We start from the raw sequence: 25766 nt of genomic DNA, 5'->3' as shown, positions 1-25766 counted from the left end.
GGTTTTAATGTTTGGGCCGCAAACGTGGGGCAGCATCGGACTGGCGGCGTATCAGTGCGTGCTCAATGACGACGTGTTCGGGGGCCTCCGGCGTGCCGTTGCGCTGCGCGCGGATCAGGCGCACCAGGATCTGCACGGCTTTTTCGGCCATGTCGGCGATCGGCTGGCGCACGGTGGTCAGTTCGGGCCAGATGGTGGTGGCCAGCGCGGTATCGTCGAAGCCCGCCACGGTCAGGTCGCCCGGCACGTCCAGGCCGAGGCGATGGGCGATCGCCACCACGGCGGCAGCCATGTCGTCGTTGCTGGCGAAGACGGCGGTCGGGCGCTGCTCCATGCCCAGCAGCTGCTCCGCCGCATCCAGGCCGGAACGATAGGTGAACAGGCCTTGGACGATCAGCTCCTTCGCATTTTGCGCGTTCTTTTCGGCGATGGCGGCCTTGAAGCCGGCCAGGCGGCGCGCGCTGGCGCTCTGGTTCGGATGGCCGATGACGAAGCCGATGCGCTGGTGGCCCAGCGCGATCAGGTGGCAGGTCATGGCATACGCGGCCTGGTAGTCGTCGATGCTGACGCCGCCCACGCGCGGGTCGGGCTGGCCGCATGCCACGGTGATGGCCGGCGTGCCCGACGCGGCGATCAGGTCGATCAGGTTATGCACGTCGCACAGCGGCGGCGGCAGGATGATGCCGTCCACGCCGTTGGCGATCAGGCGGCGCGCCTGTTCGACGCCGTGTTCATCAGCCTCGCATTTTTCCACCACCAGCTGCACATTATTCGGGCTGGCCTGGTTCAGCAGGCCGACCAGGAATTCACTCAGGTAGCCCGCGCTCGGATTCGAGTACAGGAAGCCGACGCGGATCGGGCGCGAGCCGGCGAGGCGGCGCGCGGCCTGGTTGGGAACGTAGTTGAGGGCGGCGACGGCCGCGTCGACGCGGCTGCGGGTTTTTTCGCGGACGTTGGTGTCGCCGTTCATCACGCGCGACACCGTCATCGGGGATACGCCTGCCAGCTTGGCCACATCGGCCATGGTTGGGGCCTGCGAGCGGCTCTGCACGGCCGGTACTGGCGCCGGTTTCACCTTAGTTTTCGTCATCTGTCCTCAATCAGTATAAAGCTGGGTTAAGTCCCGGACTTTACCACAAGCGGGGCTTAACCACGACCCGGCGCATAAGGATACCGCAGGGCTTTGTAGTATTCCAGCGGATGGGCCGGCGGCTGCACGCCGGGCGGCAGCGGCAGCCCGGACACCGACTGGAAGTAGGCCACGCAGGCGTCTCGCCACAGAACGGCGTTGTTGATCTGGCGCGTGAGGTGCTGTTCGACGTCCGCGTAACGACGCGCGTCGATCAGCGGCTTGAGCGCCACCCAGCGCGCATGCAGCTGCCGGGTGTCCGCCACGCCCTTGTCGTATCGGGCCAACAATTCGGCCCACAGGGTGCGGCCGGAAGGCATCGCGTAGTCCCATGGCAGATGGTGGAACCAAAGCAGCAGTTGTTCTGGCGTGGTGCGCGGATCGGCGTACTGGCGGGCGATCTCCGGTGCGTACTGCTCCAGCGCGTTGCTGCCGCTGGCGGTGCGATTGAAGCCGATGCCGTTGCGGTCCGCGCGGTGGTAGTAGACCGGGTTCCAGTCGGGCCGCTCAAGATTATCGACCCATGGCGCCGGGCCGTGGTGGTGGCTGGTGCCCATCATGTGATGCAGGCCGAGAGGGGTCATATAGTTCACCACCGCTTCGCGCGAGATCATCATCATGTCGACGATGGGGCCTGCCACACGCCGGTCCGGGCTGAAGGTGAGGGCGGCCCATTCGGCGGCGATGTCCCTGGCCTTGGCCTGCGGATTCCATGCGAGGCGGCCGTAGGCGTACCAGTTGGCCTGGTCGAAATGGGAGCCGGACCAGTTACGGTCGCTGCCGATGTTGGCCACGCCGGCCATGCCGCTCAGGGTTTGCGCAACGGTCTTGCCAGTATGGGTGTCCGATTCCAGCGTCTCTTCATACATGGTACCAAGGTAGGCCATGTCGGTGGAGTAGCCGAGGTACTCCTTGGTGATCTGGAATTCCATCATCAGCGGCGTTTTCGGCATGGCGCCGAACAGCGGGTGGAACGGCTCGCGCGGCTGGAAGTCGATGGCGCCATTCTTCACCTGTACCAGCACGTTGGCGGCGAACTTGCCGTCCAGCGGCTTGAATTCCTCGTAGGCCTGCTTGGCGCGGTCGTCGGCCAGGTGCGCACCCTTGGGCGCATACACGAAGGCGCGCCACATGACGATGCCCTTGTGCGGCGCTACCGCGGCGGCCAGCATGTTGGCGCCGTCGGCGTGGGTGCGGTGATAGTCCTGCGGGCCGGGCTGGCCCTCGGAATTGGCTTTGACGAGGAAGCCGCCGAAGTCGGGGATGGCCTTGTAGATTTCGTCGGCTTTGTTCTTCCACCATTGCTGTACCTCCGGCGCCAATGGATCGGCGGTGCTGGTCTCGTGCAGTTCCAGCGGCGTGGAGAAGCGCGCCGACAGGTAGACCTTGATGCCGTAAGGGCGCAGGATGTCCGCCACGGCGGCGGTCTTGGCGATGAAGGAGGCGGTCAGCACCTCCGGCTTGGAATTGACGTTGTTGAGCACCGTGCCGTTGATGCCCAGCGAGGCGTTGGCGCGCGCGTAGTCGGTGTAGCGCTGGTCCTTGATCTCGGGCAGGCCCCACCAGTCCCAGATCGACTGGCCGGAGTAGCCGCGCTCCACGCTGCGGTCCAGGTTATCCCAGTGATTCAGCAGACGCAGTTGCAGCTTGGGCGCGGAGCTGGCCGCCGCCGTGCCGCCGATGGCAGCGCCGCGCAGCCAGGCGAAGGCGCCGTAGAGCAGGCCGATGTCGCTGTTGGCGGCGACCAGCGTGACCTTGTGCCCATGCACGCGGGTCTGGCGCAGCAGGTAGCCTTCGTCGCCCAGCGCGGCCAGGTCGGCGCGCAACGCGGCGTCGGCGGCGGTCAGCGAAGGCAGGCGGCTGGGCGTGGCGAGCAGCAGGCTGCCGTCGACGGTCGTGGCGGCGGTGGCGGGGGCCTGACCCAGCATGCCTTTCAGGCCGCGTTGGAGTTCGGCCAGCGCGGCGTCGGTGGTCGGTGTCGGCGCGCCGGGGAGCACGATGTTGCGCGTTTGCGCCTTGAGGGTCGTCTGTGCGGCGCGCTCCAGCGGGCGGTAGCGCAGCCACAAATCATAGCCGTCTTCGTCGGCCGCGAATACCGTCGCGGCAAGCGACAGCAGCAACCCCGCAAGGGCCGCAGGAAGGAAAAACCGCATCATGTCTCCGTTTTATGGTAGCGTAACCATTTCATTATGCCACGATGTTAGCGAACAATTCCAACAAGGAGACAGACAAAATGAAATTTTCCCGCCGCAGCTTCATGGCCATGATGGCCGCCGCCAGCGCAGCGCCGCTGCACGCCGCCGACATGCCGGAACCCTTGAAGGTAGTGGGCAAACGCAAAGGCCTCAACGTCGGCAACGCGATCGGCGGCCGCTACTTCCACGATCCCGCCTACAAGGCGCTGATGGCGCGCGAATGCAATATGCTGGTGGCGGAGAATGAGGGCAAGTGGCAGGCGCTGGAACCGCGCCAGGGCCAGTACAACTTCGGCCCGGCGGACGCCATGTACGCGTGGGCGAAGGAGCAGGGCATGCTGGTGCGCGGGCATAATCTGGTCTGGCAGGAGGCCAAATGGCTGCCGAAGTGGGTCAATGAGTATGACTTCGGGGCGCAGCCGGGCAAGGCGGCCGAGGCGCTGCTGCGCAAGCATATCGTCACCGTCTGCGATCACTTTGGTAGCGCCATTCATAGTTACGACGTGGTCAACGAGGCGGTCGATCCGAAAACCGGCGGCTTGCGCGCGAACGTGTTCACCGAGCGCATGGGCGCGGTCGAGCAGATCGATTTGTCGTTCCGCCTGGCGGCGGAGCGCGCGCCCAAGGCGCAGCTGGTCTACAACGATTACATGCGCGGCGACGAGGGTAGCGCCAAGCACCGCGCCGGTGTGCTTAAGCTGCTGCACGACCTGAAATCGCGCGGCACGCCGGTGCATGCGCTGGGTTTGCAGAGCCATATTGGCTCATGGGACGAGAGCAGCGGCACGCGCTATCAGCAGGACTGGCGCAAGTTCCTGGACGAGGTCACGGGCATGGGGCTGGATTTGCTGATCACGGAGTTTGACGTCAACGACCGCAAGCTGCCGGCCGACGTGAAGACCCGCGACGCCGGTGTGGCGGCGCTGGCCAAGGATTATCTCGACGTGACGTTCAGCTACCGGCAGTGCAAGGACTTTCTGCTGTGGGGCATGGCGGACCATGTCAGCTGGCTGCAGGGCTGGGACGAGGCGCCGCGCACCGATGGGCAGAAAATGCGGCCCACGCCGTTTGACGCCGAACTGCGCGCCAAACCGCTGCGCGACGCGATCGCCGCCGCCATCAACGCCATGCCGGCGCGCGCCTGACGCCTTTTAGCACTTATATGTACTCACTGGCGCGGGCTTTCCGGAGGGCCGAGGTAACTCGGCTTCTGGCCGCCGGTGTTGACCACCAGTTTTTGCAGCACCAGCCCCGAATCCAATGCCCAGAACTTGAGTGTATGCTTGCCCGGCTTGTCGATCTGGTGGCGCGACGCCAGCACCGTCGCGCCGTCGGACACGCTGCGCTCCCATGCTTTTTCACTGCCATCCGCATGCACATTGACGATCTGCGGCGCCTCATCGTCAAATGAAACCGCGTAGCGCAGGCCCTGGCCGGGCTGGAACTTCTGCGTCGGCGCCAGCGTGGCCTGCACCTCGAACCTGCCCGCGCTGAACAACTGCATCTCATACTCCAGCCGCATCGCGGGTGCCGCGTCGGCCGGCGCATCCACCGGCGCCACCGTCATGCCGGACAAAGTGCGGCCATGGTCCGGCACCTTCAACCAGGTGCGCTGGCCGGCCGGCACCGCGCGCGTGTAGTGCTCCGCCTCCATCGCCACCACGCCGCCGGTTTCGATGAAGCCCTTCAGCGACGCCGCGCCGGCCGGTTTGCGCACGGGGACTTTCACCACCGTCTTGCCGCCCGCACCCGAGATGGTCAGCGACGCGGTACGCACGCCATCCGGCACGTCGGCCCAGCGCACGTTCACCGCCACGCGCTGCTCGCGTGTCACCTGGCCGGCAGGCTTGTCCAGCGTGATCCACGGCTCGCTGGCGGTGACCTGGTAGTCAAACGGCTGCTGGCCGCGATTGAAAATGTCGATAAAGCGGCCGCGCCGCTCGAATACATCCAGCGCCGGCAGCGCGAGCGCGTCGCCGCCAGGGCCTGGCCAGACTTGTTCGCTGCCTTCCACCGCCACACCCATGTCGGCCGCCTTCGGCACCTGTATCTCGGTCACTGGCGGCATCACATTGCGCGGCGGCTGGTTCCAATAGGTGTAGCCCAGGTGGGTTTGCGACATCATGTGGTTCCACTTGCCGCCGCTGATATCCTCGTGATAGCGGCGCACCAGCTCCGCGTCTTCCGCGAACAGCGAGCGCGCCCGTGCCGCCAGGTCATTGGTGGATGCGCGGCCCTGCATGCCATACAGGCGGTTAAAGCCGGCCGAGACGTACAACTCGTCCACCACCGCGCTGGCCTTCACGGGGTACAGCACCAGCTGATAAAACGCGTCGCGCTTGTCCGCCGGCAGGGCGGAATTGATCTTCTCCGCACGCTCCGCGATCGCCTTGTACTCATCGACGATGCGGGCGGCCTCGTTATAGTTCACCAGGCTGTAGGTGTTCGGTTCCAGCTGCTCCGGCTTGCGTCGGCCGTTGTACTTGGCGTATTTGGCGACGATGTCGGCGATGTCGTCGGCATGCTCGGCGCCGAATTCGCGCGCCGCCCACAGCTTCAGATAGTCCGGCAAGCGCTCCGCCGGCCAGGCGGCGGGGTTCCATGCGTACGTGAGGAAGAACTCGATCGGTACTTCCATCGGCTTCAGGTCGCCCACATTGACGATCCACATGCGGTTGGCCTGATACCGCCACGCCAGATGCATCTGCTCCCACGCCTTGGGCAGCGGCGTGACATTGATCCATTTGTAGGAGCGCGGACCGCCGACGTAATCGAAGTGGTAATAGATGCCCGCACCGCCGGCGCGCTTGCGTTCCTCCTGCGTCGGCAGGCGGCGGATATTGCCCCAGTTGTCGTCGCACCACAGCAGCATCACGTCATCCGGCACACGCATGCCTTTCTCGTAGTAGTCCTGGACTTCCTTGTACAGTGCCCACAGCTGCGGCACCTTGGTGACGTCCGGATTGATCTCTTTGGCGATGATGGCACGCTGGTCGCTGACAATGCGCTCCAGCAGCGACACGTTGGCGTCGCGCGACATCGGTTCATCGCCGTCGCCGCGCATGCCCAGCGTGACCACTTTCTCCTGCCCCTGCGTCACGCGCAGCCCTTGGGTCCAGAATTCGCGCAGCGCATCGCCGCTGCGGTTGTAGTCCCAGTGCTGGCCGCCGCCGTACCGGCGCCACTCGTCGTGCGCGCGCATCATCGGCTCGTGGTGCGAGGTGCCGATAACGACACCGTAGTCGTCGGCGGTCTTGCCGTTCAGCTTATCGTCATCGTAGAAGGCTTCGCCCCACATGGCGGGCCACAGGTAATTGCCGCGCAGGCGCAGGATCAGCTCAAACACCTTCGCATAGAACTGGTGATTGAAACTCCCATAGTGCTGCTTGACCCAGCCGGTCAACGCCGGTGCTTCGTCGTTCAGGAAAATGCCGCGATACTGGACCACCGGCGCGTCACTCACCGCGGCGTCGGCCGATGCGTACACACTGGCGTGCTTTGCCGCCGGCACGTCGGCCCACCAGTTCCACGGCGAGACGCCGATCTGCTCGGACATTTCATAAATACCGTAGATGGTGCCGCGCTTGTCGCTGCCCGCGATCACCAGCGCGCGTTCCACGCCGGGCAGCGGATTGCGCAAGGTTTGCACCTGCCAGCCTTCCCATTTGCCCTTGATGGCCGAAATATCCAGCTTGCCGGTCGCCACCAGCTGATCGATCAACGCGCTCTTGCCGAGCGTGCCAATGATGACCACGTCCTTGCCGGCCGGCGCGCCTGTCGTTTCAAGCGCCGGCCTGGCGGCGCTGACGCGGGCGATATCCGCCTGTAGGTCGCCGGCCGCGCGTACCACGCCGGGATAGTCGGCTGGATCCACATACAGCTTGGCGGCCTGGCCATCGCGGGCCAGCGCCACCGCATCTGCGGGCGGGGAGTCGAACCAGGCCAGTTTCTTCTGGCCCAGCGCCTGGGCGGGCAGGGCGTGCGTCAGCAGGGCCAATAGCATGGCCCCGGCAGCAAGAATGCGTTGTCTCATATCGTTTTATTTTTCCAGTGGCTGGTAGTCGAACCATGCGAAATCAGCGGGCGGCATGGCTTGCTGCCGCGCGCCTTCGGCATACATGCCGATAAAGACGCCGGTGAATCCGCCCGCCGATTCCGACGACAGCGCGGCGGTTGGCACGCTGCCGATTTGCTTGAGCGGGACGCCCGCGCCGCTGTAGCTGAATTCATAACGGTCCGCCCATGATTCCACCTGCAGCACGACGGGACCGGGCGGCAGCGGGGCCGAGGCCTGCAATGTGGTGACGCCGCGCGCGCGAGCCAGCAGTTCCAGCTTGCGTTGAGGCGTGCCGGTGACGCGCAGCTCGTAGTAATTGTTTTCGTTCTGGCGCAGCACCAGGCCTGCGGCGTGCGTGGCGGCCGCTGGTTCGAACTCCAGCTGGGTCGATACGCGCATGCGCATATGCTCCTGGCGGCGCGCGATGAAAGCCGGTTGCGCTATGTCGTTCATGGTGACACCGCTGCCTTTCAGGCGCAGGTAGCCGGGGCGTTCGCTCAGCGACCACAGGCCATCGCCGGGGCCGCGCAGCTGCGTCCATTGCAGGCCTAGCTTGGGCGCGCTGAAGTCATCGCGCACTGGTTCCGCAGGCCATGGCGTCAGCGGTGGCAGTCCCTCGGCCGACATTTCCACCGCCAGCGGGCGGCCCTTGTTCACGGTGAGCCAGCCTTGCTCATTCCATTCGACTGGCGTCAGCAGGGTTTCGCGACCCAGGTGATGGCGTTGTTCGACCGGACGGATACCCAGCAGCGGCATCCACCATTTGCCTTCCGGCGTTTGTACCAGATCGCCATGACCGGTGGCTTGCAGCGGCAGCTCCGGATGCCCCCGGTGCGTGAGGATGGGATTGGCCGGGTTGGCGGTGAATGGTCCCCACGGCGATGCGGAGCGCGCCATGGTCAGGCTGTGATTGTACGAGGTTCCGCCCTCGGAGATCATCAGATAGTACTGGCCATCGTGCTTGTACAGGTGCGGCCCTTCCGGCCACACGCCGCCGGTGCCGGACCAGATCAGGCGCGGTGGCTCCAGCAGCTTGCCGGCCTTCAGGTTGATCTCGGCTTGATAGACGCCGCCACGTTCGCCGCCGCCGTGGCGGGTGTAATAGACCTTGCCGTCGTCATCGAAGAACAGGGAAGGGTCCATGGCGAAGCTTGGATCGTTCAGCCATACCGGTTCCGACCATTCGCCGGCGGGGTCCTTGGTGTGGACGTAGAAGGCGCCTCCGCCCTCCATATTGGTGGTGACCATGTAGAACACGCCGTCATGGCAACGCAGGGTGGGAGCGTAGATGCCTTGCGAGCTGCGGGTCTTCTTCAGATTCAGCTGGCTGGCGCGCGTGAGCGCGTGGCCGATCTGGAGCCAGTGCACCAGGTCCTTGCTATGGTAGATCGGCACGCCCGGGAAGTATTCGAAGCTGCTGGTCGCGAGGTAGTAGTCGCCGCCAACGCGGCAAATGCTTGGATCGGCGTGGAAGCCGCTCAGCACCGGATTGGTGTAGGTCGCGGCTGGCGCCGCGAGCGCCGGTGCGCTTAGCGAGGCCGCCGCCAGCAACGCGGAGAGCGCGGCGCGCGAGAGCGGCGAGGTGGCGGGCCGCAGCCCGGGTGGCGCGGAAGGCCGCGTGGCGGGAAGCGTCGCTGCGAGTGCCGCGATGTGCGAGGCGGCATGTGCCGCCAGCCGGGAACCGATCATTTGTTGTCTCCACATTGTTTTCGTAATGCCGCCAGCGGCACGGTTTCCGCCAGCGCGCGGTAGCCTGCCAGCGATGGGTGCAGATGGTCGCCGGAGTCATACACCGGCTTGAGGCGATCCGGCCGGGCTGGATCGCGCAGCGCCGCGTCGAAGTCCGCCACCGCGTCGAACACGCCCGAAGTGCGTATCCAGTTGTTCAGGTCCTGCCGATCGGCCTCGTTCTCCGGTTCTGGATGATAGTAATCGCTGCCGACGTACGGCGTTACCGTGGCGCCGATCAGACAGACGCCGTGCGACCGCGCGCGTTCCGCCAGTTGGCGGTGCGCCAGTTTCAGGTCCGCCAGCAGGCGCTGGCGGTCGGCCGGCGTATCGGGCGTATTGCGGTGCTGGCTGCCCATGTCGTTCACGCCGATCAGCACCAGCGCGTGCGTCACGCCGGCGCGCGCCAGCACATCGCGATCGAAGCGCGCCGCCAGGTTGGGGCCAAGGCCGTCACGCAGCATGCGGCCGCCGCCGATACCTGCGTTGACCACGCCCAGCGTCAGCTTCTCGTTGCGCAGGCGCGCCGCCAGCACGTCCGGCCAGCGGGTATTGGTATCAGGCGGTACGCCGTAACCGTCGGTGATGGAGTCGCCAATGGCCACCAGCGCGCCGACGCCGCGTGGGGCCTGTACTTCCACGTCGCTGAGCGCATACCAGCGCGTGATTTTGGTGAGGCCATCGCCGGCGTCGTCCCACGACGCGTCATTCACGCGGTTGCCCTTGGCGAGGAAAGTGGTGGTGCGCGCGCCCGCGTGGCCGGTCTGCTGCGCCGGCGCCTCCTTGAAATAGAGGGAAACCGCCAGGTCGGCCGCCGGTTTCAGTTCCATGCTGACGGTATCGCTATAGTATTCCGTGCCGGCCGGGATCATCACGGAGGTCCGGCCATCGAAGGTCAGCGGGCGCAGGGTAGGGGCGTTGACGCCAGTTTGTCCAGGCGCTTGCGCCAGCGCCACGCTGGCCGCCTCCAGCACCAATGGTGCAGTGCCGTATGCGTTGCTGACGCGCACCCGGAACTGCTTGCCGCCCAGAGTGAGATGCACGATCTGGCGGATACTGCCATCGCGCCAGTGTTCGGCCGCCAACTGGTTCGCCGGTTCGGGAATTTGCTGCGCCGCACCCCAACTCGCCACCCAGTGCGATCCCGGGTTCGCAGCTGTGGCATTCATCAGAAAAGCCGTAAGCACGGCGCCCAGACAGCTGCGTAAAGCGTGTTGACTTGGTCGCATAAATCCTTCACACTCATAAAATGTTAGCGCTATTCATTTTAGGGTAAAGAGATGGTACATGCAACAAAAACGCCGGGAGCAGGCAGCCCGGCGATAACGGAGATGCGCGTCATCCCCGTGGCAGGTCACGACAGCATGCTGCTCAATCTCTGCGGCGCGCACGCGCCGTTTTTCACCCGTAATCTGGTGCTGTTGAAAGACAGCGCGGGGCGCACCGGCATGGGTGAAGTACCTGGCGGCGCCGGCATCCTGCGCGCGCTGCAAAACGCCGTGCCGTTGGTGGTCGGCTCGGAGATCGGCCGCTATCACCGTACCCTGAATATCCTGCGCGCCTCGATCAACGGCCAGCATCAGGTCACCGACGCCGCCGAGGCGGCCGTCTTGAAGCAGCCGCACGAAATCAATCTGCGGCTGGAAAACGTCGTCACCGCCGTCGAGGCGGCGCTGCTCGATCTGCTGGGCCAACATCTGGATATGCCGGTGTGCGAACTGCTGGGTGCCGGCCAGCAGCGCGACAGCGTGCCGATGCTGGCCTACCTGTTCTACATCGGCGACCGCAATCGCACCGACCTGCCATACCAGAGCGGGCAGGGCGCCACCGGGTGGCACGCGCGCCGCAATCAACAGGCCATGACGCCTGCCGCCATCGCGGAGCTGGCCGAGGCTACGGTGGAAAAATACGGTTTCCGCGACTTCAAGCTGAAAGGTGGCGTGATGCGAGGCGCCGAAGAAATGGAAGCCGTCGCCGCCATCAAGGCGCGCTTCCCGGATGCGCGCGTGACGCTGGACCCGAACGGCGCGTGGTCGCTGCGCGAAGCCATCGAACTATGCAAGGGCCGCGGCGACCTGCTGGCCTACGCCGAGGATCCGTGCGGCCCTGAAGACGGCTACTCGGGACGCGAGATCATGGCGGAATTTCGCCGCGCCACCGGCATCCCCACCGCCACCAACATGATCGCCACCGACTGGCGTCAGATGGCGCATTCGCATTTGCTGGGGGCGGTCGATATTCCGCTGGCCGATCCGCACTTCTGGACCATGGAGGGTTCGGTGCGCCTGGCGCAGCTGTGCCACGACTGGGGCCTGACCTGGGGCTCGCACTCGAACAATCACTTCGACGTGTCGCTGGCGATGTTCACCCACGCCGCCGCCGCCGCGCCGGGCAGGATCACCGCGATCGACACCCACTGGATCTGGCAAGAAGGGCAGGAACGCCTGACCCGCGAGCCGCTGCAAATCATCGGCGGTGAAGTCAAGGTGCCACAAGCACCGGGCCTGGGCATCGAACCCGATATGGACCGCATCGAAGCGGCACATGAGTTGTACAAGAAAGTCGCCACCACGGCGCGTGACGACGCGATGGCGATGCGCTATTTGGTACCCGGCTGGACCTACTCCCCTAAGAAGCCAAGCTTGGGACGTTAAAAAAGGAGACCCCATGAAAAATACCCTGAAACACGCGCCCGCGCTGGCGCACCTGCCCGCCGATCTGCCCGACGCACTGCTGGTCGGCCGCGTATGGCGCAACGACGTCAACGGCCCGAGCGTGGTGGTGGTGCGCAAAGGCGAAGTATTCGACATCACCGCGCATGTACCCACCGTGTCCGACCTGCTGGACCGCGACGACGTGGTGGCTTTCGCCCATGCCGCGCAAGGCGAATCGCTGGGCCGCGTGGAGGAGCTGATCGAGGCCGCCCTCGGCGGCGACCAGGATGCGCCGGTGCGCCTGCTGGCCCCCAATGATCTGCAAGCCATCAAGGCCTGCGGCGTGACCTTCGCCGTCAGCCTGCTGGAGCGCGTGATCGAGGAACAGGCCGGCGGCAACCCGGCCAAGGCCGATGAGCTGCGCAAGTCGCTGCTCAAGGATATCGGCGCCGACCTGTCGGCCATCAAGCCAGGTTCGCCGGAGGCGGAAAAGCTGAAGCAGCAGTTCATCGCGCGCGGCGCCTGGTCGCAGTACATGGAAGTGGGCATCGGCCCTTACGCCGAGGTGTTCTCCAAGTCGCAGCCCATGTCGGCGGTGGGCTTTGGCGCCGACGTCGGCCTGCACCCGGAATCGAAATGGAACAACCCCGAGCCGGAAGTCGTGCTGGCCGTGAACAGCCGCGCGCAAGCCGTCGGCGCCTCGCTCGGCAACGACGTCAACCTGCGCGACATCGAAGGCCGCAGCGCGCTGCTGCTGGGTAAAGCCAAGGACAACAACGCCTCCTGCGGCATCGGCCCGTTCATCCGCCTGTTCGACGAACGCTTCACCATCGACACCGTGCGCAACGCGGAACTGCGCCTGGTGATCGAAGGCGCGGAAGATGGTTTCCGCCTGGATGGCGAAAGCCGCATGCGCGAAATCAGCCGCGATCCGCTGGATCTGGTGGCGCAAACCAGCGGCGCGCACCACCAATACCCGGACGGCTTCATGCTCTTCCTCGGCACCATGTTCTCGCCGATCAAGGACCGTGGCGCGCCGGGCGCGGGCTTCACCCACAAGCTGGGTGACCGCGTCAGCATCAGCAGCCCGTCGCTCGGCATGCTGGTCAACCACGTGTATCGCAGCGACGCCGTCGCGCCATGGACGTTTGGCGTGCGTGCACTGTATCGCAACCTGGCCCAGCGCGGCCTGCTCAACTAAAATAAACAGGAGAAAAAGATGGGGCAACCATTGGTCTACGCCACCTACCCGGACCTCGCCGGCAAGCGAGTTCTGATCACTGGCGGCGGCACCGGCATTGGCGCGGGCATTGTGGACGCATTCGTGAAACAGGGCGCGCAGGTGTTCTTCATCGACATCGTGGTCGAGGCTTCGAAAGAGCTGGCCGCCAGCATGAAGGACGCCAAGTTCCCGCCGGTGTTCTTCCACTGCGACCTCACCGACCTGGACGCGCTGTCAAAGGTCATCGCGCAGATCGAGAAGGATCACGGCGCGATTGAAATCCTGATCAACAACGCGGCCAACGATCACCGTCACCAGGTGCAGGACGTCACCGCCAAGTACTGGGACGACAGCTTCGCCGTCAACCTGCGCCACCAGTTCTTCTGCGCGCAAGCCGTGGCGCCGGGCATGAAGAAGGCCGGTGGCGGCGTAATCCTGAACTTCGGTTCGATCTCGTGGCACCTCGCCTTGCCGGACCTGACGCTGTACATGACCGCCAAGGCGGCCATCGAAGGCCTGACCCGCGGCCTGGCGCGCGACCTGGGCAAGGACGGCATCCGCGTCAACTGCGTGATTCCCGGTTCGGTGCTGACGCCACGCCAGAAGGCGCTGTGGCACGACGAGCAGGGCGGCCAGGCCATCCTCGACGCACAGTGCCTGCATGAGCCGGTGGAATCGGAAGATATCGCCGCCATGGTGCTGTTCCTGTCCTCCGACAACGCGCGGCGCTGCTCCGGCCGTGATTACTTCGTAGACGCCGGATGGTATGGAGCATGAATCTCTATCAGCCTGAGTGCATCTGGTCGCTGGGCGCGACCCTGGGTGAAGGCCCGGTGTGGCACCCCGAGGACAAGGCGCTGTACTTCGTCGATATCAAGCAGCGCGCGATCCATCGCTGCGCGGAGGATGGCGGCCGCCGTCAAAGCTGGACCGTGCCGGCGGAGGTGGGCTTCGCCCTGCCCATGCATGGCGGCGACTTCGTGTGCGGCCTGCCGGGCCGCATCGAGCGCTTCTCGTTCGAGACCGGCGAGCTGACCACCATCCAGGAACTGGAAGCCGACCTGCCGGGCAATCGCCTGAACGACGGCTACGTGGACCGCCATGGCGCGCTGTGGTTCGGCTCCATGGACAACGCCGAGGTGGCGCCAAGCGGCTCGCTGTTCCGCCTGAGCGCCGACGATGGCCTCCAGCACAAGGACGGCGGCTACGTCATCACCAACGGTCCCTGCGTCAGCCCGGACGGCCGCACGTTCTATCACACCGACACGCTGGAAAAGACCATCTACGCCTTCGACATCGACGACAGCGGCAACCTGTCCAACAAGCGCGTGTTCGTGCGCATCGAAGGCGGCGGCTACCCGGACGGCACGGCGGTGGACGCCGACGGCGCGCTGTGGGTCGGCCTGTTCGCCGGCGCCCGCATCGAGCGTTACGCGGCATCGGGCGAGCTGCTGGACACCGTGGCCATGCCGTGTTCGAATATCACCAAGGTTGCATTCGGCGGCGCGGATCTGCGCACCGTCTTTGTAACCACGGCCCGCAAAGGCCTGACGGAAGAAGAATTGAGCCGCGAGCCGCTGGCCGGCGGCGTATTCAGCTTCCGCGTGGCCACGCCGGGACAACTGCAACATCTGTATACACCAGAATAGGCAACTCTATGAGCACCCAATCGCGTCGCTACCGCTCGCAGGACTGGTTCGATAATCCGGACCACATCGATATGACCGCGCTGTATCTCGAGCGCTTCATGAACTACGGGATCACGCCGGAGGAACTGCGTTCCGGCCGTCCCATCATCGGCATCGCCCAATCGGGCAGCGATATCAGCCCGTGCAACCGCATCCACCTGGAGCTGGCCAAGCGCGTGCGCGACGGCATCCGCGACGCCGGCGGCATCGCGATGGAGTTCCCGCTGCACCCGATCTTTGAAAACTGCCGCCGTCCGACCGCCGCCATCGACCGCAACCTGGCGTATATGGGCCTGGTCGAAATCCTGCACGGCTATCCGATCGACGCCGTGGTGCTGACCACCGGCTGCGACAAGACCACGCCGTCGCAGCTGATGGCCGCCGCCACCATCGACATTCCGGCCATCGTGCTGTCGGGCGGTCCGATGCTGGACGGCTGGCTCGATGGAGAGCTGGTCGGTTCCGGCGCGGCGATCTGGAAAGGCCGCAAGCAGCTGGCCGCCGGCAAGATCGACGAAGAGAAGTTCCTGCAGATCGCCGCCGCCTCGGCGCCGTCGGCGGGGCACTGCAACACCATGGGCACCGCATCGACCATGAACGCGATCGCGGAAGCGCTGGGCATGTCGCTCACCGGCTGCTCGGCGATTCCGGCGCCGTACCGCGAGCGTGGCCAGATGGCCTACGAAACCGGCAAGCGCATCGTCGAGATGGCGAAGCAGGACATCCGTCCGTCGCAGATCCTGAACCGCGACGCCTTCCTCGACGCGATTGTGGTCAACGCCGCCATCGGCGGTTCCACCAACGCCCAGCAGCACATCGTCGCCATGGCGCGCCACGCCGGCGTCGAGCTGAAGTCGAGCGACTGGATGGAATACGGCCACAAGGTGCCGCTGCTGCTGAACATGCAACCGTCCGGCAAATTCCTGGGCGAGCGCTTCCACCGCGCGGGCGGCGTGCCGGCCGTGATGTGGGAACTGGAGCAGAACGGCAAGCTGCGTTCCAATCGTCTGACCGTCACCGGCAAGAGCATGAAGGAAAACCTGGTCGGCCGCGAGACCAACGACCGGGAAGTGATCTATCCGTTCAACGCGCCGTTGAAGGAGGACGCCGGTTTCTTCGTCCTGAAGGGCAACCTGTTCGACTTCGCCATCATGAAGACCAGCGTGATTTCGCCGGAATTCCGCCAGCGTTATCTGAGCACGCCGGGCAAGGAGAATATCTTCGAATCGCGCGCCATCGTGTTCGATGGTTCGGGCGATTACCACAACCGCATCAATGATCCGTCGCTGAACATCGATGAGAACTGCATGCTGGTGATTCGCGGTGCGGGGCCGATCGGCTGGCCGGGTTCGGCGGAAGTCGTCAACATGCAACCGCCGGATGCACTGATCAAGCGCGGCATCAACTGGCTGCCGACGCTGGGCGATGGCCGTCAGTCCGGTACCTCGGACAGTCCGTCGATCCTGAACGCCTCGCCGGAAAGCGCGGTGGGCGGCGGGCTGGCCTACATCCGCACCGGCGACATCGTGCGCGTGGACCTGAACGAAGGCAGCTGCAATATGCTGGTCAGCGACGAGGAACTGGCCAGGCGCAAGGCGGAGGGCATCCCGCCGGTGCCGGAAAGCCAGACCCCGTGGCAGGAGTTGTACCGCTCCACCGTTGGGCAGATGGAAACGGGCGCCTGCATGGAGCTGGCGCTCAAGTATCAGGGCGTGGGCGACAAACTGGCGCGCCACAACCACTAGTACCACCGGGTCATTCCGCCCACTGGGCGAAATGACTTCCGGCGCAGGCCGGAATCCATAGAAAGCTGAATGCGAAGCACAGTCAGCATGGGTCCCGGCGTGCGCCGGGACGACGGTGGCAAGAACAACTAAAAGGAGACGATTAAATGAAGAAGATTGTAGTTAGCGCCGTACTCGGCGCCATGATGGCACTCGGCGCCGGCAGCGCCATGGCCGACGCCAAGAACCCGAAGATCGGTTTCTCGATCGACGACCTGCGCCTGGAACGCTGGGCGCGCGACCGTGATTACTTCACGGCCGAAGCCGAGAAGCTGGGCGCCAAGGTCTACGTGCAGTCGGCCGACGCCAGCGAGCAGCGCCAGATCGCCCAGATCGAGAACCTGATCTCGCGCGGCGTGGACGTGCTGGTCATCGTTCCCTACAACGCCACGGTGCTGAACAACGCCGTGCGCGAAGCGAAGAAGGCCAAGATCAAGGTGGTGTCCTACGACCGCCTGATCCTCAACGCCGATATCGACGCCTACATCTCCTTCGACAACGCCAAGGTCGGCGAACTGCAAGCCAGCAGCCTGGTCGCCCTCAAGCCGAAAGGTAACTACTACCTTCTGGGTGGCGCGCCGACCGACAACAACGCCAAGGTGCTGCGCGAGGGCCAGCTGAAAGTGCTGCAACCGCTGATCGACAAGGGCGACATCAAGGTGGTCGGCAAGCAATGGACCAAGGACTGGAGCGCGTCGGAAGCGCTGTCCATCGTGGAAAACGCGCTGACCGCCAACGGCAACAAGATCGACGCTGTGGTCGCATCGAACGACGCCACCGCCGGCGGCGCGATCCAGGCGCTGGCCGCGCAGAAGCTGGCCGGCAAGGTGCCGGTCTCCGGCCAGGACGCCGACCTCGCCGCCGTCAAGCGCGTGATCGCCGGCACCCAGGCCATGACCGTCTACAAGCCGCTGAAGGTGATCGCCACCGAAGCCGCACGCCTGTCGGTCAAGCTGGTGCGCAACGAGACGCCCGCCTTCAACGCCAATTACAACAACGGCATGAAGAACGTGAACACGCTGCTGCTGGCGCCAATCGCGCTGACCAAGGCCAACGTGAACGTGCTGTCTGACGACGGTTTCTACACCAAGGCCCAGCTGACCGCCAATTAAGGAATCAGCATGGCCGAATATCTTCTGGAAATGCGCAACATCGTCAAGGAATTTGGCGGTGTGCGCGCCCTGAACGGCATCGACATCAAGCTCAAAGCCGGCGAATGCGCCGGCTTGTGCGGCGAGAACGGCGCCGGCAAGTCGACGTTAATGAAAGTGCTGTCCGCCGTGTACCCGCACGGCACCTGGGACGGCGAGATTATCTGGGACGGCAAGCCTTTGCAGGCGCAGTCGATCCGCGAGACCGAGGCGGCCGGCATCGTCATCATCCACCAGGAGCTGATGCTGGTGCCTGAATTGTCGGTGGCGGAGAATATCTTCCTCGGCAACGAGATCACGCTGCCGGGCGGACGCATGGACTATGCCGCCATGAACCGCCGCGCCGAGGAACTGCTGAAAGAGCTGAACATCAACGATGTGAACGTGGTGCTGCCAGTGAAACAGTACGGCGGCGGCCACCAGCAGCTGATCGAGATCGCCAAGGCGCTCAACAAGAACGCGCGTCTGCTGATTCTCGACGAGCCCTCGTCCTCGCTGACGGCGGCCGAGATCAAGGTGCTGCTGAATATTATCCATTCGCTCAAAGCCAAGGGCGTCACCTGCGTCTACATCTCGCACAAGCTGGATGAGGTGGCGGAGATCTGCGACACCATCGTCACCATCCGCGACGGCCAGCATATCGCCACCACGCCGATGTCGGAGATGAATATCGACCGCATCATCGCGCAGATGGTGGGGCGCGAGATGACGCAGCTGTATCCGCAACGCGAGCACACGCCGGGCGAGGTGATTTTCGAAGCCCGCAACGTCACCTGCTACGACGCCGACAACCCTGAACGCAAGCGCGTGGACAATATCTCCTTCCAGCTGCGCAAGGGCGAGGTGCTGGGCATCGCCGGCCTGGTGGGAGCGGGGCGCACGGAGCTGGTGTCGGCCATCTTTGGCGCCTATCCGGGGCCGAGCGAGGCCGAGGTCTATCTCAATGGCGTCAAGCTCGATACCAGCACGCCGGTGAAGGCGATCCGCAACGGCCTGGCCATGGTGCCGGAGGACCGCAAGCATCACGGCATCGTGCCGGACCTCGGCGTTGGCCACAACATGACGCTGACGGTGCTGAAGGACTTCGCGCGCGCCACCCGTATTGACCAGGAAGCCGAACTGGCGACCATCCGCCAGGAGATCAAGAGCGTCAAGCTGAAAACCTCCAGCCCCTTCCTGCCGATTACCGGCCTCTCGGGCGGCAACCAGCAGAAGGCCGTGCTGTCCAAGATGCTGCTGACCAAGCCGAAGATCCTGATCCTCGACGAACCGACGCGCGGCGTCGACGTCGGCGCCAAGTTCGAGATTTATCAGCTGATCTTCAACCTCGCCAAGGAGGGCATGTCGATCATCATGGTGTCGTCGGAACTGGCCGAGGTGCTGGGCATTTCCGACCGCGTGCTGGTGATCGGCGAGGGCAAGCTGCGCGGCGATTTCGTCAACGACAATCTGAGCCAGGAAACGGTACTGGCGGCTGCGCTGGACCAGGCGCACTGAAATTAGGACGAACAATGAAATTCAATTTAAAACAGCTGTTCACGCAGTACAAGATGCTGGCCCTGCTGATCGCGGTCGCGTTGATCTGGGCTTTCTTCAGCTATCACACCGAGGGTGGCTTCGTCACGCCGCGCAACCTATCCAACCTGATGCGCCAGATGGCGATCACCGGCATTGTCGCCTGCGGCATGTCGCTGGTGATCATCGCCGGCGAGATCGACCTGTCGGTCGGCTCCTTGCTTGGCCTGTTGGGCGGCGTGGCGGCGGTGCTGGATGTGACGCACCATCTGCCGCTGCCGCTCACGCTGATCGTGGTGCTGGTGGTGGGCCTGGTGATTGGCCTGTTCAACGGCTACCTGACCGCCTATCTGGGCATCCCATCGTTCATCGTCGGTTTGGGCGGCATGCTGGCGTATCGCGGCATCGTGCTGGGCGTGACCGGCGGCACCACCATCGCGCCGGTATCGGACGACATGGTCTACATCGGCCAGGCCTACCTGTCGCCGACGCTGGGCATTGCGTTGGGCTTCCTGCTGTTCGTGGTGGCCGTGTACCTGATCATCGCGCAGCGCCGCAGCCGCGCCGCGCACGCGCTGGAGGTGGCGCCGATGTGGCGTGATGCCGCCAAGCTGGCGATGCTGGGCGTGGTGCTGGCGGCCTTCGTCATCACCTTCAATTCGTACGAGGGCATTCCGCTGCCGGTACTGCTGCTCCTGGCGCTGCTGGGCATCTTCAGCTACGTCACCACGCAAACCGTGTTCGGCCGCCGTGTGTACTCGGTCGGTTCCAACATGGAGGCGACCCGCCTGTCGGGCATCAACGTCAAATCGATCAAGCTGTGGATCTTCGGGATCATGGGCCTGATGTGCGCACTGGCCGGGCTGGTGAACACGGCGCGCCTGGCGGCCGGTTCGCCATCGGCCGGTACCTCCGGCGAGCTGGATGCGATCGCGGCCTGCTTCATCGGCGGCACCTCGATGCGCGGCGGGTCGGGCACCGTGCACGGCGCGCTGATCGGCGCGCTGGTGATGGCCTCGCTGGACAACGGCATGTCGATGCTGGACGTGGACACTTACTGGCAGATGATCGTCAAGGGCGCCATCCTGACGCTGGCGGTATGGGTGGACGTCAGCACCCGCGCAGGCAAACGATAAGAGAATAATCCTACAAGGAGACAATGCATGACCAACAATCGCAGGCAGTTCCTGACCTCCATGACCGGCCTGGCCGGCCTCACCGTGCTGCCGGCGATCGCCGCGCCAGCCAAGGCGCCGTACAAGGACGCCGCGCTGCCGGTAGAAAAGCGCGTCGACGATCTGCTCGGCCGCATGACGCTGGAAGAGAAGATCATGCAGCTGCATTGCACCTGGCTGACCAAGGTCAAAATTCAGGATGACAAGGGCGAGTTCGTCGCCGCCAAGGCGCAGAAGGAATTCCCGCACGGTATGGGCATGCTGGCGCGTCCATCGGACCGCCGTCTGGGGCAGGGCGCCGGCGCCGCCGGCGATGACGGCCAGGTGCTCAACCGCACCCCGCTGGAGACGGCCACCTATGTCAACGCGGCTCAGAAATGGGCGATGGAACAGACCCGCCTCGGCATCCCGATGTTCATGCATGAAGAGGCGCTGCACGGCTACGTCGCCCGCCATGCGACCAGCTTCCCTCAGGCGATCGGCATCGCCTCCTCCTTCGATACCGATCTGACCACTAAAATCTTTAGCGTGGCGGCGCGCGAGATGCGCGCCGCGGGTTCCCATCTGGCGTTGGCGCCGGTGGTGGACGTTGCGCGCGAACCGCGCTGGGGACGCATCGAGGAGACTTTTGGTGAAGACCCCTACGTTTGCGGCGAAATGGGCAAGGCGGCGATTCTCGGCTTCGCCGGCACCGACCGCAAGCTGGCCAAGGACAAGGTGTTCGTCACGCTGAAGCACATGACGGGCCACGGCCAGCCCGAAAACGGCACCAACACAGGGCCGGCCGAAGTCACCGAGCGCACTTTGCGCGAGGAGTTCTTCCCGCCGTTCGAGCGCGCGATCAAGGAGTCCAATGTCGGCGCCGTGATGCCGTCGTATAACGAGATCGGTGGCGTGCCGTCGCACGCCAACCACTGGCTGCTGCACAAGGTGCTGCGCGAGGAGTGGGGCTTCAAGGGGCTGACCGTGTCGGACTATATGGCCGTGGCTGAACTGGTGACGCGCCACAAGCTGGTGGATTCGGACAAGGAGGCAGGCTATCGCGCCTTCAAGGCAGGTGTCGATATCGAGACGCCGGACGGCAAGGGCTTCAAGGAACTGGGCAATCTGGTGAAGGAGGGACGCATCACCGAAAGCGAAATTGATGCCGTGGTGCGTCGCGTGCTGACCATGAAGTTTGAAGCGGGCCTGTTCGAGAATCCTTATGTGGACGCCAAGGCCGCCGACGGCCTCACCGCCACCAAGGACGCCGTCGCCCTGGCACGTCTGGCCGCGACCCGCACCCCGGTGCTGCTGAAGAACGACAAGGGCCTGCTGCCGCTGGACGGCAAGAAGGTCGGCAAGGTGCTGCTGCTCGGCACCCACGCCAAGGACACGCCGATCGGCGGGTATTCGGACATTCCGCGCCACGTGGTATCCATCTACGAAGGCCTGCAGGCGGAAGCCAAGGCACAGGGCTTCACGCTGGCGTATTCGGAAGGTGTGCGCATCACCGAAAGCCGTATCTGGGGCCAGGATGAAATCAAGTTCACCGACCCGGCGGTCAATGCCAAGTTGATTGCTGACGCGGTGGAAGCGGCCAAATCGGCCGACACCATCATCATGGTCCTGGGCGACAACGAGCAGACCAGTCGCGAAGCCTGGGCGGACACCCACCTGGGCGACCGCGAGTCGCTGGACCTGATGGGCCAGCAGAACGATTTGGCGCGTGCGATCTTCGCGCTGGGCAAACCGACCGTGGTGTTCCTGCTGAACGGCCGTCCGCTGTCGATCAACCTGCTGGCGGAAAAGGCCGATGCGATTATCGAAGGCTGGTACATGGGCCAGGAGACCGGCAACGCGGCCGCCGACCTGCTGTTCGGCCGCGCCAACCCGGGCGGCAAACTGCCGGTGTCGATCGCGCGCGGCGTTGGCCAGCTGCCGATCTTCTACAACCACAAGCCCTCGGCACGGCGCGGCTACATCGACGGCTCGACCAAGCCGCTGTATCCGTTCGGCTTTGGCTTGAGCTACACCACCTTCGCGATCTCGGCGCCGCGCTTGGCGAAGGCCAGCATCGCGGTGGGCGAATCGACCAAGGTGGAGGTGGACGTGACCAACACCGGCAAGCGCGCGGGCGACGAGGTGGTGCAGATCTATATCCGCGACGACGTCAGCTCGGTCACCCGTCCGGTGCTGGAACTGAAGGCGTTCAAGCGCGTCACCCTGCAGCCGGGCGAGAAGCGCACGCTGAGCTTTGATATCAAGCCGTCCGACCTGTGGTTCTACAACACCGAGATGCAGCGCGTGGTGGAGCCGGGCAGCTTCACCATCCACGCCGGTCCGGACAGCGCGAATCTCAAGTCCGTCAAGCTGATGGTGGGGTAAGCGGTGTGCCAGGCCTGATCTCTTCGCTGTAAAATCGCCGCTCCGGCAGCCATTCCGGCTGTCCGGGCGGCGAACAGAGGAGAGGGACGATGAGCAAAAACACGATCTGCCTGTGGTACGACCATGACGCGGAGGCGGCGGCCAATTTCTACGCCAGCGTTTTCCCGGACAGCAGCGTCGGCGCCGTGCACCGCGCGCCGACCGATTTCCCCGGCGGCAAGGCCGGGCAGGCCCTGACCGTTGAATTTACCGTGCTGGGCATCCCTTGCCTGGGCCTCAACGGCGGCAGCGCCTTCAAGCAGAGCGAAGCCTTTTCCTTCCAGATTGCAACCGAAGACCAGGAGGAAACCGACCGCTACTGGAACGCCATCGTCGGCAACGGCGGCGCCGAGAGCGCCTGCGGCTGGTGCAAGGACAAATGGGGCCTGTCGTGGCAGATCACCCCGCGCGTGCTGACCGACGCCATGAAGCAGGGCGGCGAGGTGGCCAAGCGCGCCTTCACCGCCATGATGGAGATGCGCAAGATCGACGTCGCCAAGATCGAGGCGGCGGTGCGCGGCTAAGGTGCGCTGGCGAACATACGGCTAGCTCATCCATTGCTACGATGGCTTCACGATCTCAACAATGTGAGGCATATCATGGCAAGCGCGAAACAGGTTTTGGTGGTGGACGATAATGTCGATGTGGTGGAGTCGCTGTCGGCGCTGTTGCAGTGCCACGGCTACGAGACCGCGGCGGCGCACAACGGCTACGAAGCCTGCGACTGGGTGCGCGAGGCGGTGCCCAAGGCCATCATCATGGACCTCGGCATGCCGTGGATGGACGGCTATGGCGCCGTGCGCGCCATCCGCCGCATGCCCGGCGCGCAGGCTGTGCCGATCATCGCGCTGACCGGTTCGGCCGACCGAGATTCCGCCAAAAAGGCTGTCGCGGCGGGCTTCTCCCAGCACTTCTCCAAGCCGCTCAACTTCGATCATCTGAATAGCTATCTGAGCAGCCTGGCCTGATTTGCATCAAACGTCATCGGATTGACAGGGGCGGGGAGCAGGCGGAATATGGAGCGATGAACTCCATCACTGACAAAGACTATGTCGACGCCAAGCTTGAGGCCACAGTCGCGCGGTTTACAGGCGAATTAAAGGCACACGAGCTCATCCTCGGTGCCCGGATAGATGCGCTCACTCAGAGCACCGACAGCGGCTTCAAGTCACTGCGTGAGGAATTTGAAGCGCGCTTCGCCAAGTTCGAAACCCGGCTGATCAAATGGGTGGTGGCCACGGTACTGGGCGGGGTGGTGCTCAATACCTCGATCACCACGGCCCTGCTGCTGAACCGTACTCCGCCAGCACCTGCGGCGCCGGTCGCACCCATCATCGTCTACGCGCAACCGGCGCCACAGGCGACCCGTTAATTTAACGCAGCGTTTCCGTCAGCACTCGGCCTTCCGAACCCGCCGGCGGACGCAGATGCAGCAGGTTGGCCAGCGTCGGCGCGATGTCGACCACTTCCGCATACTGGCCATAGGCGCCAGGCTTGATCCAGCGTTTACCCATGATCATCAACGGCACATTGGTGTCGTACGCATACGGCGAACCGTGCGAGGTGCCGCTGTTGCCGGTGCCGAAGTACCAGAATGGCTTGGTGATCACCATCAGATCGCCCGACGACTGGCGGTTCCACGCGCGGCGCATCAGCGTGTTGATATGCGTGCCTTGCACCGCGCCGCTCTCGAACTGGGTGCGCGTGAAGGCGTCGGCAATGCCGTTCTGCGCCAGCAGGTATTGCGCCGCTGCGGTTTCCACGTCCTCGCGTTTCAGCTTGTTCTGGTCGGCCAGCGCGTAGTCGAGGTGGATGTTCGGCAGCGACCATGCCTGCACCAGCTTCGCGACGCCGAACTTCGCGGCCAGATGCTGGTCCAGCGCGGCCATCAGCTTGTCGCCATCGAGGCGCTGCGCGTCGTAGTGCTGCGTTTGCGAGAATTCCGGCGTGTTGGCGAAGCCGTGATCGGCGGTCAGCACCACCAGCACGTTGTCCATGCCCACGCGCTTGTCCAGATAGTTGAAGAAGTCCGCCAGCATGCGGTCCACGCGCTGCAGATGGTCGTGCGACAGCTTGCTCTCCGGGCCGAACGCGTGGTTGACGTAGTCGTGCGCGGACAGGCTGACGCCCAACAGGTCCGGCACACCGGCCGGATTGCGGCCGAGGTTTTCGCCTTCCACCGCCGCGCGCGCGAAGTCCAGCGTCAGTTGGTCGAGGTAGGGGCCGACGCGCAGGCTGGCGTAGTAGCCTGCGTCGATCTCGCCGCTCTCGCTGTAGTAGCTGTATGGCAGGCGATTGTGGCCGCCGGCCTTGGGCGCGTTCAGTTCTTCCGGCGCGTCGCCGGCGTAGGCCGCCTCCGGCAGCAGGTAGGACCAGCTCTTGCCGTAGTAGCGGTCCTGCGGCTTGGTGGCGAGGTATTTGCCGACCCATTCAGGGTGCTGCTTCATGTAATAGGTGCTGCTGGCGAAGTTGCCGGTCTTCTCCATGTACATGTAAGCGGTGCCGGTTTTACCGGCCAGCAGAATCGCGCCGCGATCCTTGCCGGATACCGTCACCACCTTGCTCTTGCTGCCGGTCGCGTAGCGCAGTTCATCGCCCAGCGTGTTGACCTTCAGCCTGGCCGGCGAGGTGCCGTCGCTTGGCTTGGTCTCTTCGCCGATGTAGGTGTAGCTGGTGTCCTCGGTGCAGTAGACCGACTTTTTGGTGACCGGATCGATCCAGTTATTGCCGATGATGCCGTGCACATAAGGATAGGCGCCGGTCAGCACCGCGCTGTGGCCGATGGCGGTCACGGTCACGCCGTGGGCCTGGTGCGCGTTGCTGAAGGACGCGCCCTGGTCCAGCATGCGGCGCAAGCCGCCCTGGCCGAACTGGTCGCGGTAGCGCTGCACCTGCTCGTTCGGCAGACCATCCACCACCAGCACGACGACCAGCTTGGGCAGGGTGGATGCGGTGGTGGACGCTGGCGTGGCGGCGTAGCAGCTGGCGAGGGCGAGGCTGGCGGCGGCGAGTACGATGGCGCGCAGAGACATTTTTTTCGTCATGGAAGTCGTCGTAGGTTG

19 protein-coding genes are annotated in these 25766 nt (G+C 64.6%); 13 read left to right on the top strand and 6 right to left on the bottom strand.

What is annotated here, in order from left to right; translation table 11 throughout:
• Positions 1–4 precede the first annotated feature (4 nt).
• Both FHW83_RS00555 and FHW83_RS00550 read right to left on the bottom strand, forming a co-directional pair.
• On the bottom strand, positions 5–1090 hold the full coding sequence (locus tag FHW83_RS00555) for a LacI family DNA-binding transcriptional regulator (RefSeq protein WP_176644433.1): 1086 nt from the start codon (positions 1088–1090) through the stop codon (positions 5–7).
• A 56-nt stretch (positions 1091–1146) separates the two neighbouring features.
• Positions 1147–3285, bottom strand: coding sequence for an alpha-glucuronidase family glycosyl hydrolase (locus tag FHW83_RS00550; RefSeq protein WP_218105902.1), 2139 nt, complete (start codon positions 3283–3285; stop codon positions 1147–1149).
• 77 nt (positions 3286–3362) lie between these two features.
• Here FHW83_RS00550 and FHW83_RS00545 point away from each other — a divergent pair, with 77 nt between their 5' ends.
• On the top strand, positions 3363–4469 hold the full coding sequence (locus FHW83_RS00545; protein ID WP_176644432.1) for an endo-1,4-beta-xylanase: 1107 nt from the start codon (positions 3363–3365) through the stop codon (positions 4467–4469).
• A 23-nt stretch (positions 4470–4492) separates the two neighbouring features.
• Here the strand turns inward: FHW83_RS00545 and FHW83_RS00540 are convergent, their stop codons facing one another.
• Genes FHW83_RS00540 through FHW83_RS00530 form a run of 3 tightly spaced genes read right to left on the bottom strand, consistent with a single transcriptional unit; the run spans position 4493 to position 10278 of the window.
• Positions 4493–7327: a glycosyl hydrolase 115 family protein gene (locus tag FHW83_RS00540; RefSeq protein ID WP_229223958.1), complete on the bottom strand. Its 2835-nt coding sequence runs from the start codon at positions 7325–7327 to the stop codon at positions 4493–4495.
• Between the two features lie 36 nt (positions 7328–7363).
• Entirely contained in the window at positions 7364–9070 is a 1707-nt protein-coding gene (locus FHW83_RS00535) for a glycoside hydrolase family 43 protein (protein WP_176644430.1), read from the bottom strand.
• A complete protein-coding gene (locus FHW83_RS00530) occupies positions 9067–10278 on the bottom strand; it encodes an SGNH/GDSL hydrolase family protein (protein WP_176644429.1) in 1212 nt (403 codons plus the stop codon). The genes FHW83_RS00535 and FHW83_RS00530 overlap by 4 nt, the downstream gene beginning before the upstream one ends.
• Positions 10279–10389: 111 nt before the next feature.
• On the opposite strand from FHW83_RS00530, the gene FHW83_RS00525 reads away from it, so the two are divergent.
• The 12 genes from FHW83_RS00525 to FHW83_RS00470 all read left to right on the top strand — a co-directional run bounded on the left by FHW83_RS00525 (position 10390) and on the right by FHW83_RS00470 (position 24076).
• Positions 10390–11763: an enolase C-terminal domain-like protein gene (locus FHW83_RS00525; protein ID WP_218105901.1), complete on the top strand. Its 1374-nt coding sequence runs from the start codon at positions 10390–10392 to the stop codon at positions 11761–11763.
• Between the two features lie 13 nt (positions 11764–11776).
• Entirely contained in the window at positions 11777–12964 is a 1188-nt protein-coding gene (locus FHW83_RS00520; protein WP_176644427.1) for a fumarylacetoacetate hydrolase family protein, read from the top strand.
• Between the two features lie 30 nt (positions 12965–12994).
• Positions 12995–13762: an SDR family NAD(P)-dependent oxidoreductase gene (locus FHW83_RS00515; RefSeq protein ID WP_176644937.1), complete on the top strand. Its 768-nt coding sequence runs from the start codon at positions 12995–12997 to the stop codon at positions 13760–13762.
• Positions 13759–14634, top strand: coding sequence for an SMP-30/gluconolactonase/LRE family protein (locus tag FHW83_RS00510; protein ID WP_176644426.1), 876 nt, complete (start codon positions 13759–13761; stop codon positions 14632–14634). Before FHW83_RS00515 ends, FHW83_RS00510 begins: the two co-directional genes overlap by 4 nt.
• An 8-nt stretch (positions 14635–14642) precedes the next feature.
• Positions 14643–16418, top strand: a complete 1776-nt coding sequence (locus tag FHW83_RS00505) for an IlvD/Edd family dehydratase (protein ID WP_176644425.1) — start codon at positions 14643–14645, stop codon at positions 16416–16418.
• Positions 16419–16564: 146 nt separating this feature from the next.
• Positions 16565–17569, top strand: coding sequence for a D-xylose ABC transporter substrate-binding protein (gene xylF / locus FHW83_RS00500; RefSeq protein ID WP_176644424.1), 1005 nt, complete (start codon positions 16565–16567; stop codon positions 17567–17569).
• A 9-nt stretch (positions 17570–17578) separates the two neighbouring features.
• Positions 17579–19105 (top strand): D-xylose ABC transporter ATP-binding protein, encoded by a 1527-nt coding sequence (xylG, locus tag FHW83_RS00495; protein ID WP_176644423.1) that lies wholly within the window; start codon positions 17579–17581, stop codon positions 19103–19105.
• A gap of 14 nt (positions 19106–19119) precedes the next feature.
• Positions 19120–20259 (top strand): sugar ABC transporter permease, encoded by a 1140-nt coding sequence (locus FHW83_RS00490; protein ID WP_176644422.1) that lies wholly within the window; start codon positions 19120–19122, stop codon positions 20257–20259.
• A gap of 27 nt (positions 20260–20286) precedes the next feature.
• Positions 20287–22665: a glycoside hydrolase family 3 N-terminal domain-containing protein gene (locus tag FHW83_RS00485; protein WP_176644421.1), complete on the top strand. Its 2379-nt coding sequence runs from the start codon at positions 20287–20289 to the stop codon at positions 22663–22665.
• Positions 22666–22754: 89 nt separating this feature from the next.
• Positions 22755–23228 (top strand): VOC family protein, encoded by a 474-nt coding sequence (locus FHW83_RS00480; RefSeq protein WP_176644420.1) that lies wholly within the window; start codon positions 22755–22757, stop codon positions 23226–23228.
• Positions 23229–23303: 75 nt separating this feature from the next.
• On the top strand, positions 23304–23672 hold the full coding sequence (locus tag FHW83_RS00475; RefSeq protein ID WP_176644419.1) for a response regulator: 369 nt from the start codon (positions 23304–23306) through the stop codon (positions 23670–23672).
• A gap of 56 nt (positions 23673–23728) precedes the next feature.
• The gene (locus FHW83_RS00470; protein ID WP_176644418.1) at positions 23729–24076 is read left to right on the top strand and encodes a hypothetical protein; all 348 of its coding nucleotides are present in this window, start codon (positions 23729–23731) and stop codon (positions 24074–24076) included.
• A 1-nt stretch (position 24077) separates the two neighbouring features.
• On the opposite strand, the gene FHW83_RS00465 is transcribed toward FHW83_RS00470, so the two are convergent.
• The gene (locus tag FHW83_RS00465) at positions 24078–25748 is read right to left on the bottom strand and encodes an alkaline phosphatase family protein (RefSeq protein ID WP_176644417.1); all 1671 of its coding nucleotides are present in this window, start codon (positions 25746–25748) and stop codon (positions 24078–24080) included.
• Positions 25749–25766: the final 18 nt, after the last annotated feature.

This window comes from Duganella sp. SG902, assembly GCF_013376005.1.
Classification (GTDB): domain Bacteria; phylum Pseudomonadota; class Gammaproteobacteria; order Burkholderiales; family Burkholderiaceae_D; genus Rugamonas.
Note: the sequence above shows the minus strand (reverse complement) of the source record. Positions and strands in the feature narration are given on the sequence as shown.